Source organism: Jeotgalibacillus marinus (assembly GCF_040801915.1).
Taxonomy (GTDB): Bacteria; Bacillota; Bacilli; order Bacillales; family Jeotgalibacillaceae; genus Jeotgalibacillus; species Jeotgalibacillus marinus.
Map to the genome: position 1 here is coordinate 24,227 of NZ_JBFMIA010000021.1, position 15,024 is coordinate 39,250.

The window sequence follows — 15,024 nt, forward strand, 5'->3', positions numbered from 1 at the left end:
ATTGCCTTATGCTTGTCGGAGCTGAACGAGCCACTTGCGCTTTTGTTTCATCCAGCGCAAGTGGCTAGCTCCTCGAGTCATAAGTCATTTCCCTGTGGTGGAAAAGAACGCCCTCCTCGGGAATTGCCTTATGCTTGTCGGAGCTGAACGAGCCACTTGCGCTTTTGTTTCATCAGAGAAGAATATTTATTAAGCTTGTCTCATATTATCATATGGCACGGTCATGAACGGAGTGTTGACTTAACAAAGGGGAGGAAGCCATGAATAAGCTAGTCTGGTCGTTGTTAATCGGATGTTTAGTGCTCGTATTGTCTGCGTGTGGTGAAACGACAGAAGAAGAAGCGAAAAGTGATTTGTTGGACAAGGTTGAAGATGTGGAAGGCTACAAGGCAACAGCAAAGATGGTGTTTGAAACGGGAGAAGAACCACAAGAGTATGATGTGGAGGTTTGGTATTCCAAGCCAAATTATTACCGTGTTCATTTAAAACACGCTGAAGAAAAGCAAAGTCAAATGATCATCCGCAATGACGAAGGCGTATTCGTATTAACACCAGCATTAAATAAAAGTTTTCGTTTTGACAGCGACTGGCCAGCGAATGGCAGTCAAGCCTATTTGGTGGAATCGCTTGTGAAAGACATTATTGAGGATGAAGACGCAACTTTTACTGAAAAAGATGGGATGTATGTTTTTGAATCAAAAACTAGGTACAAACATCAGAATATGTTCCCGATGCAAGAAGTGACGTTTGATAAAAAGACACTCACGCCAGTATCTGTAGATGTGAAAGATCAAGAGGGCAACGTAAAGATTAATTTAACGTTTACATCAGTCGATCTTGAAGCTTCATTTGAGAAAAGTGATTTCAATCTAGAGAAAAATATGATGAGTGCACAGCTTGAGGTGCCTGTTTTAGGAGATGGAGCAGAGGGTGAGGAAGACTTTGTTGTTCTATATCCTACAGAGGAACTTGAAGGAACCACGATGTATGAAGAAAAAGAGGTTGAAATTGATGATGGCAAACGAGTGATCATGACGTTCAACGGAGAAAGGAACTATACACTTATTCAAGAAAAACTTGAAGCTGCTCCGGTCATGATGATGACAACAGATGCAACAGGTGAAGTGGTAGACTTAGGGTTTGCTGTTGGTTCCATTACAGATCAATCGATTTCTTGGAGTTTTAATGGTGTCGATTATTTATTAGCATCGACAGATCTAACACCAGAAGAAATGGTGAGTGTCGCTCGATCCGTTCAAGGTACTATGATAAAATAACCACATCTTAGTTTGAGGAGTGCGTTCGATTTGAATCACTCCTCAAATGATTTGTAAAGGTGTGGAATGTATGGATAGCCATAATCAGTTTCATCGTGATACCTGGGTTGATATAGACCTTGATGCGATACAATATAACATTCAACAAGTGGCCGAGCAGGTAGGGGCTGAAGTTTCCATCATGGCTGTTGTGAAAGGGAACGCTTATGGACACGGTTATCTTCAAATTGCCAAAACCGCTCTTCGGTCTGGAGCAAGTCATCTGGCAGTAGCTTTATTAGATGAAGCTTTATTTCTTCGTAGAAATGGGATTGAGGCACCGATTGTTGTGCTTGGGGCATCTAGAGCTGAGGATGCAGGGATTGCAGCACAACAACAAGTTCAGTTAACGGTGTTTAATGTGGAATGGATTGAAAAAGCAAGCACCTATATTTCGGGCGATGACACACTCTTCCTTCATTTAAAGTGTGATACAGGTATGGGAAGAATCGGTGTGAAAACAGCTGATGAAGTGAAGAAGATTGAGAAAGTTATTTACCAGCATGCATCTCTTCATTTAGAAGGGATATTTACTCATTTTGCCACAGCGGATCAAATTGATCGAACGTATGGAGATGAGCAACTCGCGCGTTTTCAGCAGTTACTTGAACAGCTTGAAAAACGTCCACACTTTGTTCATGCTTCCAATAGTGCAGGAGCATTAACGAGGGAAGATTCTTTATTTTCTCTTATCCGGTTTGGGATCTCAATGTATGGTCTTAGTCCATCGGATGAAATAGCAGGAATTCTACCGATAAAACTTAAGCCTGCACTTTCATTTCATACAACGTTAACTCATGTGAAAAAAATTATGCCAGGTGAAAAGGTCAGTTATGGTTCTACTTATGTAGCAGATCACCAGGAATGGATCGGTACGTTGCCCTTAGGCTATGCAGATGGATGGATTCGCAAAATGCAGGGTTTTGAGGTGTTGATTGATGGAGTTAAAGTACCGATTGTTGGAAGGGTTTGTATGGACCAATGCATGATTCGTTTACCGCAGTCGTTTCCTTTAGGAACGAAGGTTACGTTGATAGGTGAACAAAAAAATAATAAAATCCTAATTGATGAAGTTGCGAGACATTTAGAAACCATTCATTATGAAGTGGCTTGTGCGATTTCAAGTCGTGTTCCACGTGTTTACTGGCAAGGAAAAGAGCTAATTTCAGTATTAAATCCATTAAAATAGTCAACACTTGGATGTAATTGTCAGAAATTTTACGGTGAAGCTTTTCACTTGGCCTATTTAGTGATATTATTTATATGGATGCAAGATGAATGAACGTAAAATCAAAGTGATTAACAATCAAATAGGGTATGCAATCGATGGTGGAGGTGTAGTTTGTGTCGGAATCCAGCACAACGTCAGAAATTTTGGTGCAATTACCAAAGCAACTATTAGTTGAGTTAGAAGCTTTTGCTGAGCAGGAAGATCTAAGCCGCAATGAGTGCATTTATCGTGCAACGAAAATGTACATTCGAGAGCGGCGGAAGAAACAAACTCAAGATGCAATGCGACGAGGATACATGGAAATGGCGAAAATTAATCTTTCTATGGCATCAGAAGCATTACAGGCCGAATACGAGGCTGAGCATACCGTGGAACGATTGGTAAGCGGAGAATAACGCTTTGATTGTTAAGCGTGGTGATGTATTTTTTGCTGATCTATCTCCGGTTGTCGGTTCTGAGCAAGGTGGAGTCCGCCCTGTTCTCATCATCCAAAACGACATTGGAAATCGGTTTAGCCCCACTGTGGTTGTCGCAGCCATAACGGCTCAAATCGAAAAGGCAAAGCTCCCCACCCATGTTGAAATCAGTTCAAAGCGCAATGGTTTTGAGCGAGATTCAGTTATTTTACTTGAACAAATCCGAACGCTTGACAAACAGCGATTAACAGATAAAATAACCCATCTCGATGATGAAATGATGGACAAGGTAGATGAGGCTCTTCAAGTCAGTCTTGGATTGGTTGACCTATAACGTGGAAACGCTCTATTAAAGAGCGTTTTTTTTATGAAAAGACCCAAGCACCTATAAAAAAAGAATAATCAAAAGAATGATTTTTAAAATTTTAGATAGCAGTGAATGGTTTGTATAAAACATGCTCTTCGCTATTAACAATGGTTTTATAGAAAAAGATGAATTCTCTTTTTCTCAACATCTTAAAATGGGACAAGGGAATGAGTTCAGTTGCGAGAGAGGTATGGCTCCGAACGTTAGGTAATCAATTTATCAATTAAAGCAAATGGATTTACTTGAACAGGTCGACGTTCAAACGTATGTGGTATCTGGTGAATTATTGAAGAGTGGATGATGAACTTAACAAACGCTCAAGCGGAGATTACTAAAAGAGAGTTAGTCTATTTAGAGGAAGACGTTTGATTGGTAGATGAGAAGCGGCAACCAGGAAGTTGGTTGCCGCTTTTTGTTTTATGGAGGTGGAGCAATAAATTTTAAAAAATAGTAGCTCTTGCTAAGCTAAGCTGACTCGCTGGAACACGGGCGAAGCCTATTGGATGTGCAGATGACTTTTTCTTGCCTTAATTACTTCAACGACTCTTTGTGTCAAATGCATCACGCAGTCCATCACCAATAAAGTTAATCGCTAGTACTGTAAAGAGAACAGCTAGACCTGGTGGGATCCACGCTTCTGGGTTATTATTTAGAACACGAATACTACGTGCTTCAGTCAACATATTTCCCCAAGTAGGTGTAGGTTGCGGGATACCAAAACCAATAAAGCTTAATCCGGACTCGATGATAATCATCGTCGCCATCATGATCGTCGCATTAACAATAATCGGACCAACCGCATTAGGTAAGAAATGCTTCCTAATCATACGGAAATCAGAGGCTCCAATGCTTCTAGCACTTAGAATATATTCTTTCTCTCGAATGGATAAGAATGTTGCTCGAAGTATTCGGCATATATTTGGCCAACTTGTTATGGCGATAACAGTTATAAAGATTCCGATCGATGTGCGGTCAAGAATTGCAACGATCGTTAAGACTATGAGTAAGAATGGGAAGATTAACATCAAATCGGTTGCACGCATGATGAGTCCATCGACCTTACCACCATAAAAACCAGCGATTGAACCTAATGTTCCACCGATTACTAGGGTAAAGAACATCGCAAAAAATCCAATGGTTAACGAGACGCGGGAACCATGGATAAGTCTTGAAAAGTTATCTCGACCCGAACCATCTGTCCCTAAAATATTTTCAGAATCTGCTTTCGCTTCCACTTTTAATAAATTACTAGCTGTTGGATCATGTGTGGCAATCACATCGGCAAATACAGCCACTAAGACCATGAAAACTAAAATGAAGACTCCTAAGACAGCCAGTTTATTCTTGAGAAAACGGCGCATAGCGAGCTTTAAAGGACTCGGGCTTTTCTCTGTTTGTAGCTCTTTTTCTTTATTTACGACGACTACCATTGATGCTCACCTCAATCATACCGAATTCTAGGATCAACGACGGCATAGAAAATATCAGCAAGTAAATTTCCGACGAGAATTGCTACAGCTAAAATTAAGTTTATAGCCATAATGACGTTGTAGTCTCGATTTTGGATCGCTGTCAAAAAGAGTGTACCTATTCCAGGATAGTTAAAGACTTGTTCTGTGATAACCGCACCACTTAACAATGTTCCAAACTCAAAACCGAGTAACGTAATAATCGGAATAAGTGCATTGCGTAACGTATGTTTGTAAAGAACCGGTCGTGGTCCAAGACCTTTCGCTTTCGCTGTACGAATAAAATCACTACCCATAACCTCAAGCATTTCTGTACGCATATAACGCATATAAATGGCTGTACTTGCTAAGCCAAGAGTTAAACCTGGTAAGATCAAATGACGAATCTTGTCCGTAAACAAAGCAATGCCTTCTAATCCTACTGATGAAACTGACCCTTGAGAAGGGAACCACCCTAGCCCAAATGAGAACACATAAATTCCTAGCAGTGCCGCAAAGAAGTTAGGAGTTGCAAGACCGAGAAAAGCAAAAGTAGAAGCACCGTAATCAACAAGTGAATAGGGCTTACGTGCTGCATATATACCTATAGGTAGAGCGACAACAATGGTCACAAATAAAGCAAATGTAGATAAGTAGATCGTATTCAAGATTCGACTGGAGATTAATTCCGATACGGAGCGACCTACATAATGGTATGACTGACCAAAGTCACCAACCACGGCTCTAGATAGCCAATTTGCATACTGAACATATACGGGGTCATTTAAACCCAGTGCTTCTCGTCGCTCTTCCAACATTTCAGGCGTTATGTTAGGATCTAAAGGTTCTCCACTAATTGCATCCCCTGGCGCAAGATAGGCCAATAAAAACACAACAATTGTTACAATAAATAACATCGGAATAAACTGTAGCAACCTTCTTGCGATGTACTTGTACATGCTAGTCCTCCTTCACAATAATCAGTCTGGTGTGTGCAACACACCAGGCTGATTAAACATGAACAATCGTTACTCAGACCAAGTCCATTTATGAGCATCATCTAAGATTTGGTGTGACTTAAATGTGATGCCTTGTAGTTTGTTGTTGTATGCATAGTTTATATTGTCAGAGAAAAGTGGAATAATAGGTAACACTTCAGTGAAGTACTGTCCCCACTCCGTATACTTGTCTTTACGGTAATCTTGATCAAATGCTAATTCTGGGTCGACTGCCTCATCAAGGAGAGCATCGAAACGCTCATCAGTGTAACGAGGGTAGTTTAATCCAGCTGTTGAATAGAAAATAGCAGACGGGTCAGGGTCAGTAGAAGCTAATGACCAACCAGCTAAGTAAAGATCTATATCTGTGTCGTTTTCTTCAATAAGTTCAAAGTGTGCAGATGCATCACGAGGGCTGTTAAGGTTCACGCTGATACCTACTGCTTCTAAGTTTTCTTTAATAATTGGAGCTACTTTCTCACGAACTTCGTTTCCTGTTGGATAATCCAGGTTAAGGGTGAACTTTTCACCATCAGGATTTTCACGGAAACCATCTCCATCAACATCTTCATACCCTGCTGCATCTAAGATTTCCTCTGCTTTGTCAGGACTGTAATCAAACTCTCCAATAGCTTCGGTATTATTAGCCCAAGAAGCACTTGGGAATGGTGCAGTTAATACTTCTCCGCTACCATGCAATAATCCAGTCACATAATCTTGACGTTTAAGAGCATAAAGGATTGCTTGGCGAAGCTCTGCATCTTGTACTTTTTCATTTGGGATCCAAGTAGTAGGATCTGTTAAGCTATTATTTGGACCGTGGTTAAATTTAAACGCCATGTATTGGTATCCAAGGTCTTGTGCTTCAATCATTGTGATATGAGACATTTGCTCAATGGACGGAACGTCAGCGGCAGGTACACCACCAGGACGATTGAGCAAGTGGATTTCTTCATTCTCAAGCATTCCAGCCATAACCGCTTCGTCAATTACACGCCATGTGACGGAGTCTAGGTTGGGCTTACCTTGCCAGTAATCATCGTGACGAGTTAATACATATTGTTCACCTTCTTGGTATTGGCTAAGTTGGAAAGGACCCGTACCGATTACTTCACCACCATCAATAGAAGCGGAGTGTGAAGGCATGTCAGCCATGTTAACATCAGCAAATACGTGTTCAGGAATAATATTGAAACTAGTATCAGCCAGCGCTTTCACGTTTGGAACTTCGAAAATAAATTTCACTGTATAGTCATCAATCTTCTCGACACCTGTAAACTCATCAGTCTTTTCGTTTACATAATCATCGTAACCGACTAATGTGTCTACAAAATTAGTTCGTATACCACCAGCTGCAACATAGCCTGGGTCTGCTAAAGCTGTGAATGTGAAGACAACATCATCTGCTGTAAACTCTTCACCATCATGCCACTTTACACCTTCGTTTAAGAAGTAAGTTAATTCTGAGTTGTCTTCGTTAAACTCCCAATCTTTTGCAAGAGAAGGGATAAACCCAAGGTTCTCATCTTGTTTAATTAGTGACTCGTGTGTGAGATCTAAAATGTTGGAATCATAAGATGAAGTATTGAAAATTGGGTTAAATTGATGATCAGGTGCAGAATACATGGCGGCAACGATATCTCCACCTTCTACAGGATCACCAGAAGTAGCTTCCTCATCATCACTACCCGCATCATCATTTGGTTCCGAATCATCACCACTTGAGCATGCAGCCAAGAACAATCCTACTGATAACAAAGCAATTAGCATGAATAAAAGACTTTTATTTTTCATCGAATCCCCCTCAATCTGTTATAATATTTCAAACACAAACTACTTTACCCTAGGTTATGTAGACATCACCTCCTAAAAGAGTGAACAACCTTACTCTGCGATTCGTTGCAATTGTTCATTTGTATAAAGATGACAAGCAACCATATTCCCATTTCCCATATCTGTTAGTTCAGGTCGATCCACCTTGCAACGCTCATGCACTTTAGGGCAACGTGTGTGGAACGCGCAACCAGTCGGTGGGTTCGAGGGGCTTGGTAGATCCCCTTTTAATTTGATTTTCTCACGTTTTTTAGTAACGTCTGTTGATGGTACTGCTGAAATTAATGCTTGTGTATATGGGTGCAATGGTTCTTTATAAATGGCATCTTTTTGAGCAATTTCTGCGATTCTTCCTAAGTACATAACGGCAACACGATCACTAATATGTCTGACAACACTTAGATCATGTGCAATAAACAAGTACGTTAAATTAAATTCATCCTGCAACTCTTCCATTAAATTAAGAACTTGAGATTGAATGGATACATCTAATGCAGAAACCGGTTCGTCTCCAATAATAAACGTTGGTTTTGTTGATAGTGCTCTTGCAATCGCAATTCGCTGCCTTTGTCCACCTGAGAACTCATGAGGATACTTTAATCTCGCATCAGTGTTCAGTCCTACTTTATTAAGAAGCTCAATGACTTGTCCTTGTCGTTCCTTCGGCTTTAATGTGTTCTGAACGATCATTGGTTCCTCGATCAGCTCTCCGACACTCATACGAGGATTTAGTGATGCATATGGATCCTGAAACACCATTTGCATTTCTTTTCTAAGTGGTCTTAATTTCCTATTCGGTAGATTCGTAATGTCTTGTCCGTCAAAATAGACTTGACCCTCCGTTGGATCTAATAATCGAATGAGCATGCGACCCAATGTTGATTTGCCAGATCCTGATTCTCCAACAACTCCGAGAGTTTCACCTTTGTAAATATCAAATGAAATATCATCAACTGCTTTTACATGACCTACAGTACGTTGAATGACTCCACCTTTAATAGGAAAGTATTTTTTAAGATTTTTCACTTCTAGTAGTTTTTTAGTTTGCATAGTCAATAGCTGATACTCCCTTTCCATCAAACAATTCACATCGTACCTTATGCGCCTGTCCGACATCGTTAATTTTTGGGACATTGACCGTACATTGGTCCATCACGTGCTTACAGCGGGGAGCAAATCGACAGCCCTCTGGAAAATCATAAGCAGGTGGCACCATGCCAGGTATGGATTCGAGTTTCTTATTTTCACCCTCAAGTGTTGGCATACTTCCCAATAAACCAACTGTGTACGGGTGTTTAGGGTCAGTGAACAACTCGTATACTGGAGCTTCTTCGACAATTTGACCTGCATACATGACGATCACGCGATCAGCAACTTCAGCAACCACACCAAGATCATGTGTGATCATTAAAATCGATGAGTCAACTTTTGTTTTTAAATCAATCATCAAATCAAGAATCTGTTGTTGAATGGTTACATCGAGTGCGGTTGTTGGTTCATCTGCAATCAGGAGCCTAGGACCACAGGATATCGCCATGGCAATCATGACACGTTGTCTCATTCCTCCAGATAATTGATGGGGATATTCATGAATTATCTCTTCCGCACGAGGAAAACCTACTAATTTAAGAATATCGATTGCCTTTTTGTAGGCTGCTTTTTTCTTCATTTTCTTGTGCTTCATTAAAGGTTCAGCTACTTGATTCCCAACTGTAAAAACCGGATTCAATGACGTCATAGGCTCTTGAAAAATCATACCTATTTCATTGCCACGTACCTTTACCATTTCTCTTTCTGAAAGGTCTAATAAATTCTTCCCATCTAAGCTGATTTCACCTGCGACGATCTCACCAGGAGGCGAAGGAATTAATTGCATGATGGACAGGGAAGTGATACTTTTTCCACTTCCTGATTCTCCTACTAAGGCGAGCGTTTCGCCTCGATGTATCGAAAAGTCTATGCCATCAACTGCTTTAGCCACTTTTCCTTGATCTAGCTTAAAATGTGTTTTTAAATTGCGAACATCTAACAACGGCTTGATATTTCCCATTTTATTACACCTCACCTTATAAAGGGTATGAATACAAAAAATACTAAGTTTTCTGTAAATGTGAGATTACTAACGTCATTATATGTCAATTTTTTAAAAAACACAATATTCATTTTTTTTAAAATATTCATCTGTATTCGCGAGGGTGGATTTGAATATATTTCACGAAATTTTGATGGGTGTGAGGTTAAGGTCTGCCATAAAGAAGGTGTCACAGTTTTTATGACGAATTTTATAGAGGAAGAGTAAGTGGAGGGAGATGCGAAAACTGTCTCAACCTAATCAATCCAGCAAAGACGAAGTATTAAAGTGGATTAAAGCGTATCAAGAAACACAAGATGACGCTGCACAGAGTAACCTTGTAGTTCATTATCGCAATTTAGTAGAATCCATTGCCAGAAAGTATTCGAAAGGAAAATACTACCATGAAGATATTTCTCAAGTAGGTATGATTGGTCTTTTAGGAGCCATTCGTCGTTACGACGATACTTTCGGTAAAAGCTTCGAAGCTTTTGCTATTCCAACGATTATTGGTGAGATCAAACGATTTTTACGAGATAAAACATGGAGTATTCATGTACCGAGACATATCAAAGAATTGGGCCCTAAAATTAAAGCCACCGTGGAACGACTGACGATTGATTTGCAGCGACCACCGAAAGTAAGCGAAATTGCTGCGTATCTAGAAGTTTCTGAAGAAGAAATTCTAGAAGCGATGGAAATGGGAAGAAGTTATCAAACTTTATCTGTTGATTATTCCATTGAAGCAGGCTCTGACGGAAGTACAGTAACGTTGCTTGACATGGTCGGCAGTATGGACGACAACTATGAAAAAACAGACCAGCGATTAGTACTTAATAAAGTTCTTCATGTACTATCCGAGCGAGAGAAACAAATCATTCAATATACATACTTAGAGAACCTTAGTCAAAAAGAGGCCGGAGAACAGTTGGGGATTTCTCAGATGCATGTATCTCGTTTACGGTACCGTGCAATCAAAAAGCTTCGGGATACCATAAAGCAAGAAAACGAACAACATGAGAGATTGGATTGATAGATTCCATGTTGCTGAGTGAGCCGCTTTCACTTTTCTTTATGTCTAGCGCAAGTGGCTAGTCCCTCGAGGTCAAGCCATGCAAGTGCCAAACCGCAAGCGCGTTTTATGCTTGTCGGGGCTGAACGAGCCACTTTCGCTTTTCTTATATGGTACAATGACAAAATAAATAATGTGAGAGGCTGTGAAAAATTTCGATGTCAAACGATATAAATAAACAACTCCTTGCACAACTTGCAAAAGAAATTTCGATCAATCAGCAACAAGTTGAACAAGTGATTCAGCTGTTTAATGAAGGAAATACAGTGCCATTTATCGCACGTTATCGAAAGGAAATGACAGGCGCGTTAGATGAGGTTCAAATCAAAGAAATTGCTGATCGTTGGCAGTATCTTCAAAATCTTGAAGAACGCAAACAAGAAGTTATACGTTTAATTGATGAACAAGGGAAATTGACAGAAGAGTTATCGGCCGCCATTAGCAAGTCTACAAAACTACAAGTAATCGAAGACCTATACCGACCATACAAACAAAAGAGAAGGACGAGAGCGACAGTCGCGAAAGAAAAAGGACTAGAGCCATTAGCGCATTGGATGCTAACGTTCCCGAAAAATGGATCCATTCAAGAGCAAGCTCAAGCGTATTTATCTGAAGAAAAGCAAGTATCTTCTATAGAAGAAGCGATTGCAGGAGCGCAAGATATTATCGCAGAAATGATTGCAGACGATGCTGGTTATAGAGAGTACATACGGAAAGAAACATTTCGACATGCAAAAATTAAGTCGCAAGTAAAAGATCAAGAAAAAGATGAAAAAGGCATTTTTGAAATGTATTACGAATACGAAGAACCTGTTAATAAAATTGTTCCTCACCGTGTATTGGCTTTGAACCGCGGTGAAAAAGAAGGAATTCTACGAGTGGCAATCCAGCCAAATAGTGATCGACTAGTAAATGAACTTGCTCGTAGAATGATAAAATATCAGAATTCTATTACGGCAGATAAAGTACGAGAAGCAATTGAGGACGGTTATAAAAGGCTGATTCAACCATCGATTGAGCGTGAAATAAGAAATGAATTAACCGATAAAGGTGAAAATCAAGCCATTCATATTTTCTCTGAAAACTTGAGAAATCTTTTACTCCAGTCTCCTTTAAAAGGAAAACGCGTTCTAGGAGTCGATCCGGCCTATCGAACTGGATGTAAGTTGGCGGTTGCAGACGAAACGGGAAAAATGCTCAAAATAGCTGTTATTTACCCCCATACATCATCGAAACCTGAACAGGCGGCTGCTACGTTTAAAAAGATATTGCTAGACTATGATATCGAACTCGTAGCTATTGGTAATGGGACAGCTTCAAGAGAAACAGAATTATTTGTTGCACAGCAGCTTAAAGAAACGGACCGTGATATTTACTATTTAATTGTAAATGAAGCAGGTGCAAGTGTTTACTCTGCATCAGAGATCGCAAGAGAAGAGTTTCCTGATCTACAAGTGGAAGAACGAAGCGCAGTTTCTATTGCTAGACGCCTTCAAGATCCACTGGCTGAACTTGTGAAAATAGACCCGAAATCAGTAGGAGTGGGCCAATATCAGCACGATGTTTCGCAAAAGAAGCTTAACGAATCTTTAAGCTTCGTTGTTGAAACAGCGGTAAACCAAGTAGGAGTAAATGTGAATACAGCTTCTTCTGCCTTGTTACAATACGTAGCTGGTCTGTCAAAAACAGTTGCACAAAATATCGTTAAACAACGAGATGAAGAAGGTAAATTTAGCGATCGTTCACAATTGAAAAAAATCCCACGCCTTGGTGCTAAAACATATGAACAATGTATTGGCTTTTTACGTATTCCTGATGGGAAAAACGCGCTTGACCGCACAGCTATTCACCCTGAGAAATATGCTTATGTAAAAGAAATGCTCAAGGTGCTTGGGGCGAAGCAGACGGATATTGGAAGTGATTCATTAAAGGAAAAAATTATAGAAAAAAACCCAGAACAATGGGCTGACGAACTGGGAATTGGCATCCACACAATGAAAGATATCATTGAAGCTTTAATCCGACCGGGGCGTGATCCCCGTGAAGAGTTGAGTAAACCGTTGCTTAAACAGGACGTTTTAAAAATGGAAGACCTTCAAAAGGGAATGGAGCTTCAAGGTACGGTTCGAAATGTTGTCGATTTCGGTGCGTTTGTTGATATTGGAGTTAAACAAGATGGCCTTGTTCATATTTCAAAAATCAAGAAAGGATTTGTAAAACACCCACTTGATATCGTTGCTGTTGGAGACGTCGTCACAGTTTGGGTTGAGCAAGTCGATGCAAATAAAGGAAGAATTTCTTTAACAATGCTTTTACCAGAACAACAGTAACAAGATAAGGAGAAATTGCATGTTTTATACTATAATTACGGTCGCTACCGTTTTGGCAACTCTAGCAATCACATTTAACTATATTGCTCACCTTGGTACAATTGTTAAAATTGGCAAAGAGGGAGAGCAAGAAGGGATGACCATCCAAGCTGCGATGACACGATTCTTTTTTGCTACAGTAATCATTGAGCTTGTACCTATCTCAGTCATCATCATTACGTATGTAACACTCAATCGTCCAGATATTGGAGTACCTACTATTCCTCTCGTTATTATTTTTACAGCTATGATATTTGGTATCATCCAAGTGGCTACGAAAATGAAACAAGACGTACCACCAGAAATTAAAAATCAAATTCGCTCGTTTTCATTGCTAACCATGCAACTTATTACATCTGTACCTATCATCGCGATCATCTTTTTGTTCATTTGATAGGTGGTTAAAATTAATTTCTAAGAAGAGTTAGGAGAAACCTAAGTGGATGATCTTTCAATTCAACAACTCGTTGAATCAATATCATTGAACTCTTTTGGCAAACCATTTCGTCACAAAGCATCGTTTAATTCGCGCCTAAAAACGACAGGCGGACGCTTTATGCTTGCGTCACATAATATTGAGCTCAATTTTAAATATTTACATGAGCACGGACTTGAAGAACTAAAGGGGATCATTAAGCATGAACTCTGCCATTATCACCTATACGTTGAAGGGAAAGGTTACAAACATCGTGACCGCGATTTTAAAGAGCTTATTACACAAGTGTCAGCTCCTCGGTACTGTACCCCTTTACCTTCAGAACGTAAGCAGAATCGCAGAGTGAAAAAGAGACAAATATATCAATGTACACAATGCCAACAGCGTTATGTCCGCAAAATAAAAATTAACCTTTCACGATACTCATGCGGAATTTGTAAAGGAAAGCTGAAGTATATTGGTGAACTTGCCCCTGTGTAAGAATCATTCATGAATTTCATGTTACTACCCCAATTAATTAACACATGTCAAAAAGGGTCACACCGAGTTGTTTTGGTGTGACCCTTTTAGTGTATTCACGAATTATCCACCTGATTTTGCATGAGGAATCATGTTCGTATGCGTATGTAGAAACATGTGTTTCAAAGAAAAGATAATTTGTCATCAGGACCAAATAAAATTGGCGGAAATATTGAAATGAAATAAGTTCATGAATTTATGTATAGGTAGTACAACGTCAACAAATTGATACTTGGGCTAAGGGGGCGAGAGATGTCCGATAACCATTTGATTTATAAATGGAAGGAAGGAGTAGGAGCGGTGACATAAATCGACTCTATTTGCTTTGACAATAGCTTCTGGATATGATAAATTACATTCACTGCCTTAATCAAAAGAGAGGTGCAAAGTTTTTTAAAATTTGTTATTGACTTTTGGTTGAAGGATTTGTTATGATATTTATCGTCGGAAAGATGATAAACGACGTTAGAAATTGATTGATACATAACTTTTTATGTTATCTTTATTTATTCTATATGTTATTGTTCCACAGTAGCTCAGTGGTAGAGCTATCGGCTGTTAACCGATCGGTCGTAGGTTCGAGTCCTACCTGTGGAGCCATTTTTATGGGGAAGTACTCAAGTGGCTGAAGAGGCGCCCCTGCTAAGGGTGTAGGTCGTGTAAGCGGCGCGAGGGTTCAAATCCCTCCTTCTCCGCCAGGATATTTGGCCCGTTGGTCAAGCGGTTAAGACACCGCCCTTTCACGGCGGTAACACGGGTTCGAATCCCGTACGGGTCACCATTTTATTTACAGTATACATATTTTTAATAAGGTCCCGTGGTGTAGCGGTTAACATGCCTGCCTGTCACGCAGGAGATCGCCGGTTCGATCCCGGTCGGGACCGCCATTTTTTATTGGGCTATAGCCAAGCGGTAAGGCAACGGATTTTGATTCCGTCATGCGTTGGT

13 protein-coding genes and 4 tRNA genes are annotated in these 15,024 nt (G+C 40.0%); 12 read left to right on the top strand and 5 right to left on the bottom strand.

From position 1 onward, the window contains the following. Window positions 1–260 precede the first annotated feature (260 nt). The 4 genes from AB1471_RS14785 to AB1471_RS14800 all read left to right on the top strand — a co-directional run bounded on the left by AB1471_RS14785 (window position 261) and on the right by AB1471_RS14800 (window position 3,297). Complete coding sequence (locus AB1471_RS14785) at window positions 261–1,277, top strand: LolA family protein (protein WP_367780545.1); 1,017 nt, start codon at window positions 261–263, stop codon at window positions 1,275–1,277. A gap of 70 nt (window positions 1,278–1,347) precedes the next feature. Further along, complete coding sequence (gene alr, locus AB1471_RS14790; RefSeq protein ID WP_367780546.1) at window positions 1,348–2,505, top strand: alanine racemase; 1,158 nt, start codon at window positions 1,348–1,350, stop codon at window positions 2,503–2,505. Window positions 2,506–2,660: 155 nt separating this feature from the next. After that, window positions 2,661–2,942, top strand: coding sequence for a CopG family ribbon-helix-helix protein (locus AB1471_RS14795; RefSeq protein WP_367780547.1), 282 nt, complete (start codon window positions 2,661–2,663; stop codon window positions 2,940–2,942). A 4-nt stretch (window positions 2,943–2,946) separates the two neighbouring features. Beyond that, window positions 2,947–3,297 carry a type II toxin-antitoxin system PemK/MazF family toxin gene (locus tag AB1471_RS14800; protein WP_367780548.1) on the top strand — a complete coding sequence of 117 codons (351 nt, stop codon included), beginning with the start codon at window positions 2,947–2,949 and terminating at the stop codon, window positions 3,295–3,297. Between the two features lie 569 nt (window positions 3,298–3,866). Here the strand turns inward: AB1471_RS14800 and opp4C are convergent. The 5 genes from opp4C to AB1471_RS14825 all read right to left on the bottom strand — a co-directional run bounded on the left by opp4C (window position 3,867) and on the right by AB1471_RS14825 (window position 9,659). After that, window positions 3,867–4,760 (bottom strand): oligopeptide ABC transporter permease, encoded by an 894-nt coding sequence (gene opp4C, locus AB1471_RS14805; protein WP_367780549.1) that lies wholly within the window; start codon window positions 4,758–4,760, stop codon window positions 3,867–3,869. Window positions 4,761–4,771: 11 nt separating this feature from the next. Next, entirely contained in the window at window positions 4,772–5,737 is a 966-nt protein-coding gene (locus AB1471_RS14810; RefSeq protein WP_367780550.1) for an ABC transporter permease, read from the bottom strand. A 69-nt stretch (window positions 5,738–5,806) separates the two neighbouring features. Then, window positions 5,807–7,570 carry an ABC transporter substrate-binding protein gene (locus AB1471_RS14815; RefSeq protein ID WP_367780551.1) on the bottom strand — a complete coding sequence of 588 codons (1,764 nt, stop codon included), beginning with the start codon at window positions 7,568–7,570 and terminating at the stop codon, window positions 5,807–5,809. 90 nt (window positions 7,571–7,660) lie between these two features. Then, window positions 7,661–8,659 carry an ABC transporter ATP-binding protein gene (locus AB1471_RS14820; RefSeq protein ID WP_367780557.1) on the bottom strand — a complete coding sequence of 333 codons (999 nt, stop codon included), beginning with the start codon at window positions 8,657–8,659 and terminating at the stop codon, window positions 7,661–7,663. Beyond that, the gene (locus tag AB1471_RS14825; protein ID WP_367780552.1) at window positions 8,649–9,659 is read right to left on the bottom strand and encodes an ABC transporter ATP-binding protein; all 1,011 of its coding nucleotides are present in this window, start codon (window positions 9,657–9,659) and stop codon (window positions 8,649–8,651) included. Before AB1471_RS14825 ends, AB1471_RS14820 begins: the two co-directional genes overlap by 11 nt. A gap of 259 nt (window positions 9,660–9,918) precedes the next feature. Between AB1471_RS14825 and sigB the strand changes: the two genes are divergently transcribed. The 8 genes from sigB to AB1471_RS14865 all read left to right on the top strand — a co-directional run bounded on the left by sigB (window position 9,919) and on the right by AB1471_RS14865 (window position 14,963). Continuing rightward, entirely contained in the window at window positions 9,919–10,713 is a 795-nt protein-coding gene (gene sigB / locus AB1471_RS14830; RefSeq protein WP_367780553.1) for an RNA polymerase sigma factor SigB, read from the top strand. 197 nt (window positions 10,714–10,910) lie between these two features. Continuing rightward, window positions 10,911–13,082 carry a Tex family protein gene (locus AB1471_RS14835; protein ID WP_367780554.1) on the top strand — a complete coding sequence of 724 codons (2,172 nt, stop codon included), beginning with the start codon at window positions 10,911–10,913 and terminating at the stop codon, window positions 13,080–13,082. A 19-nt stretch (window positions 13,083–13,101) separates the two neighbouring features. Then, on the top strand, window positions 13,102–13,515 hold the full coding sequence (locus tag AB1471_RS14840; RefSeq protein WP_367780555.1) for a hypothetical protein: 414 nt from the start codon (window positions 13,102–13,104) through the stop codon (window positions 13,513–13,515). 45 nt (window positions 13,516–13,560) lie between these two features. Continuing rightward, complete coding sequence (locus AB1471_RS14845) at window positions 13,561–14,037, top strand: SprT family protein (protein ID WP_367780556.1); 477 nt, start codon at window positions 13,561–13,563, stop codon at window positions 14,035–14,037. Between the two features lie 564 nt (window positions 14,038–14,601). Further along, window positions 14,602–14,676 (top strand) — tRNA-Asn (locus AB1471_RS14850). 7 nt (window positions 14,677–14,683) lie between these two features. Beyond that, window positions 14,684–14,774 (top strand) — tRNA-Ser (locus AB1471_RS14855). An 8-nt stretch (window positions 14,775–14,782) separates the two neighbouring features. Beyond that, window positions 14,783–14,857 (top strand) — tRNA-Glu (locus AB1471_RS14860). A 30-nt stretch (window positions 14,858–14,887) separates the two neighbouring features. Further along, window positions 14,888–14,963, top strand: a tRNA-Asp gene (locus AB1471_RS14865). Window positions 14,964–15,024: the final 61 nt, after the last annotated feature.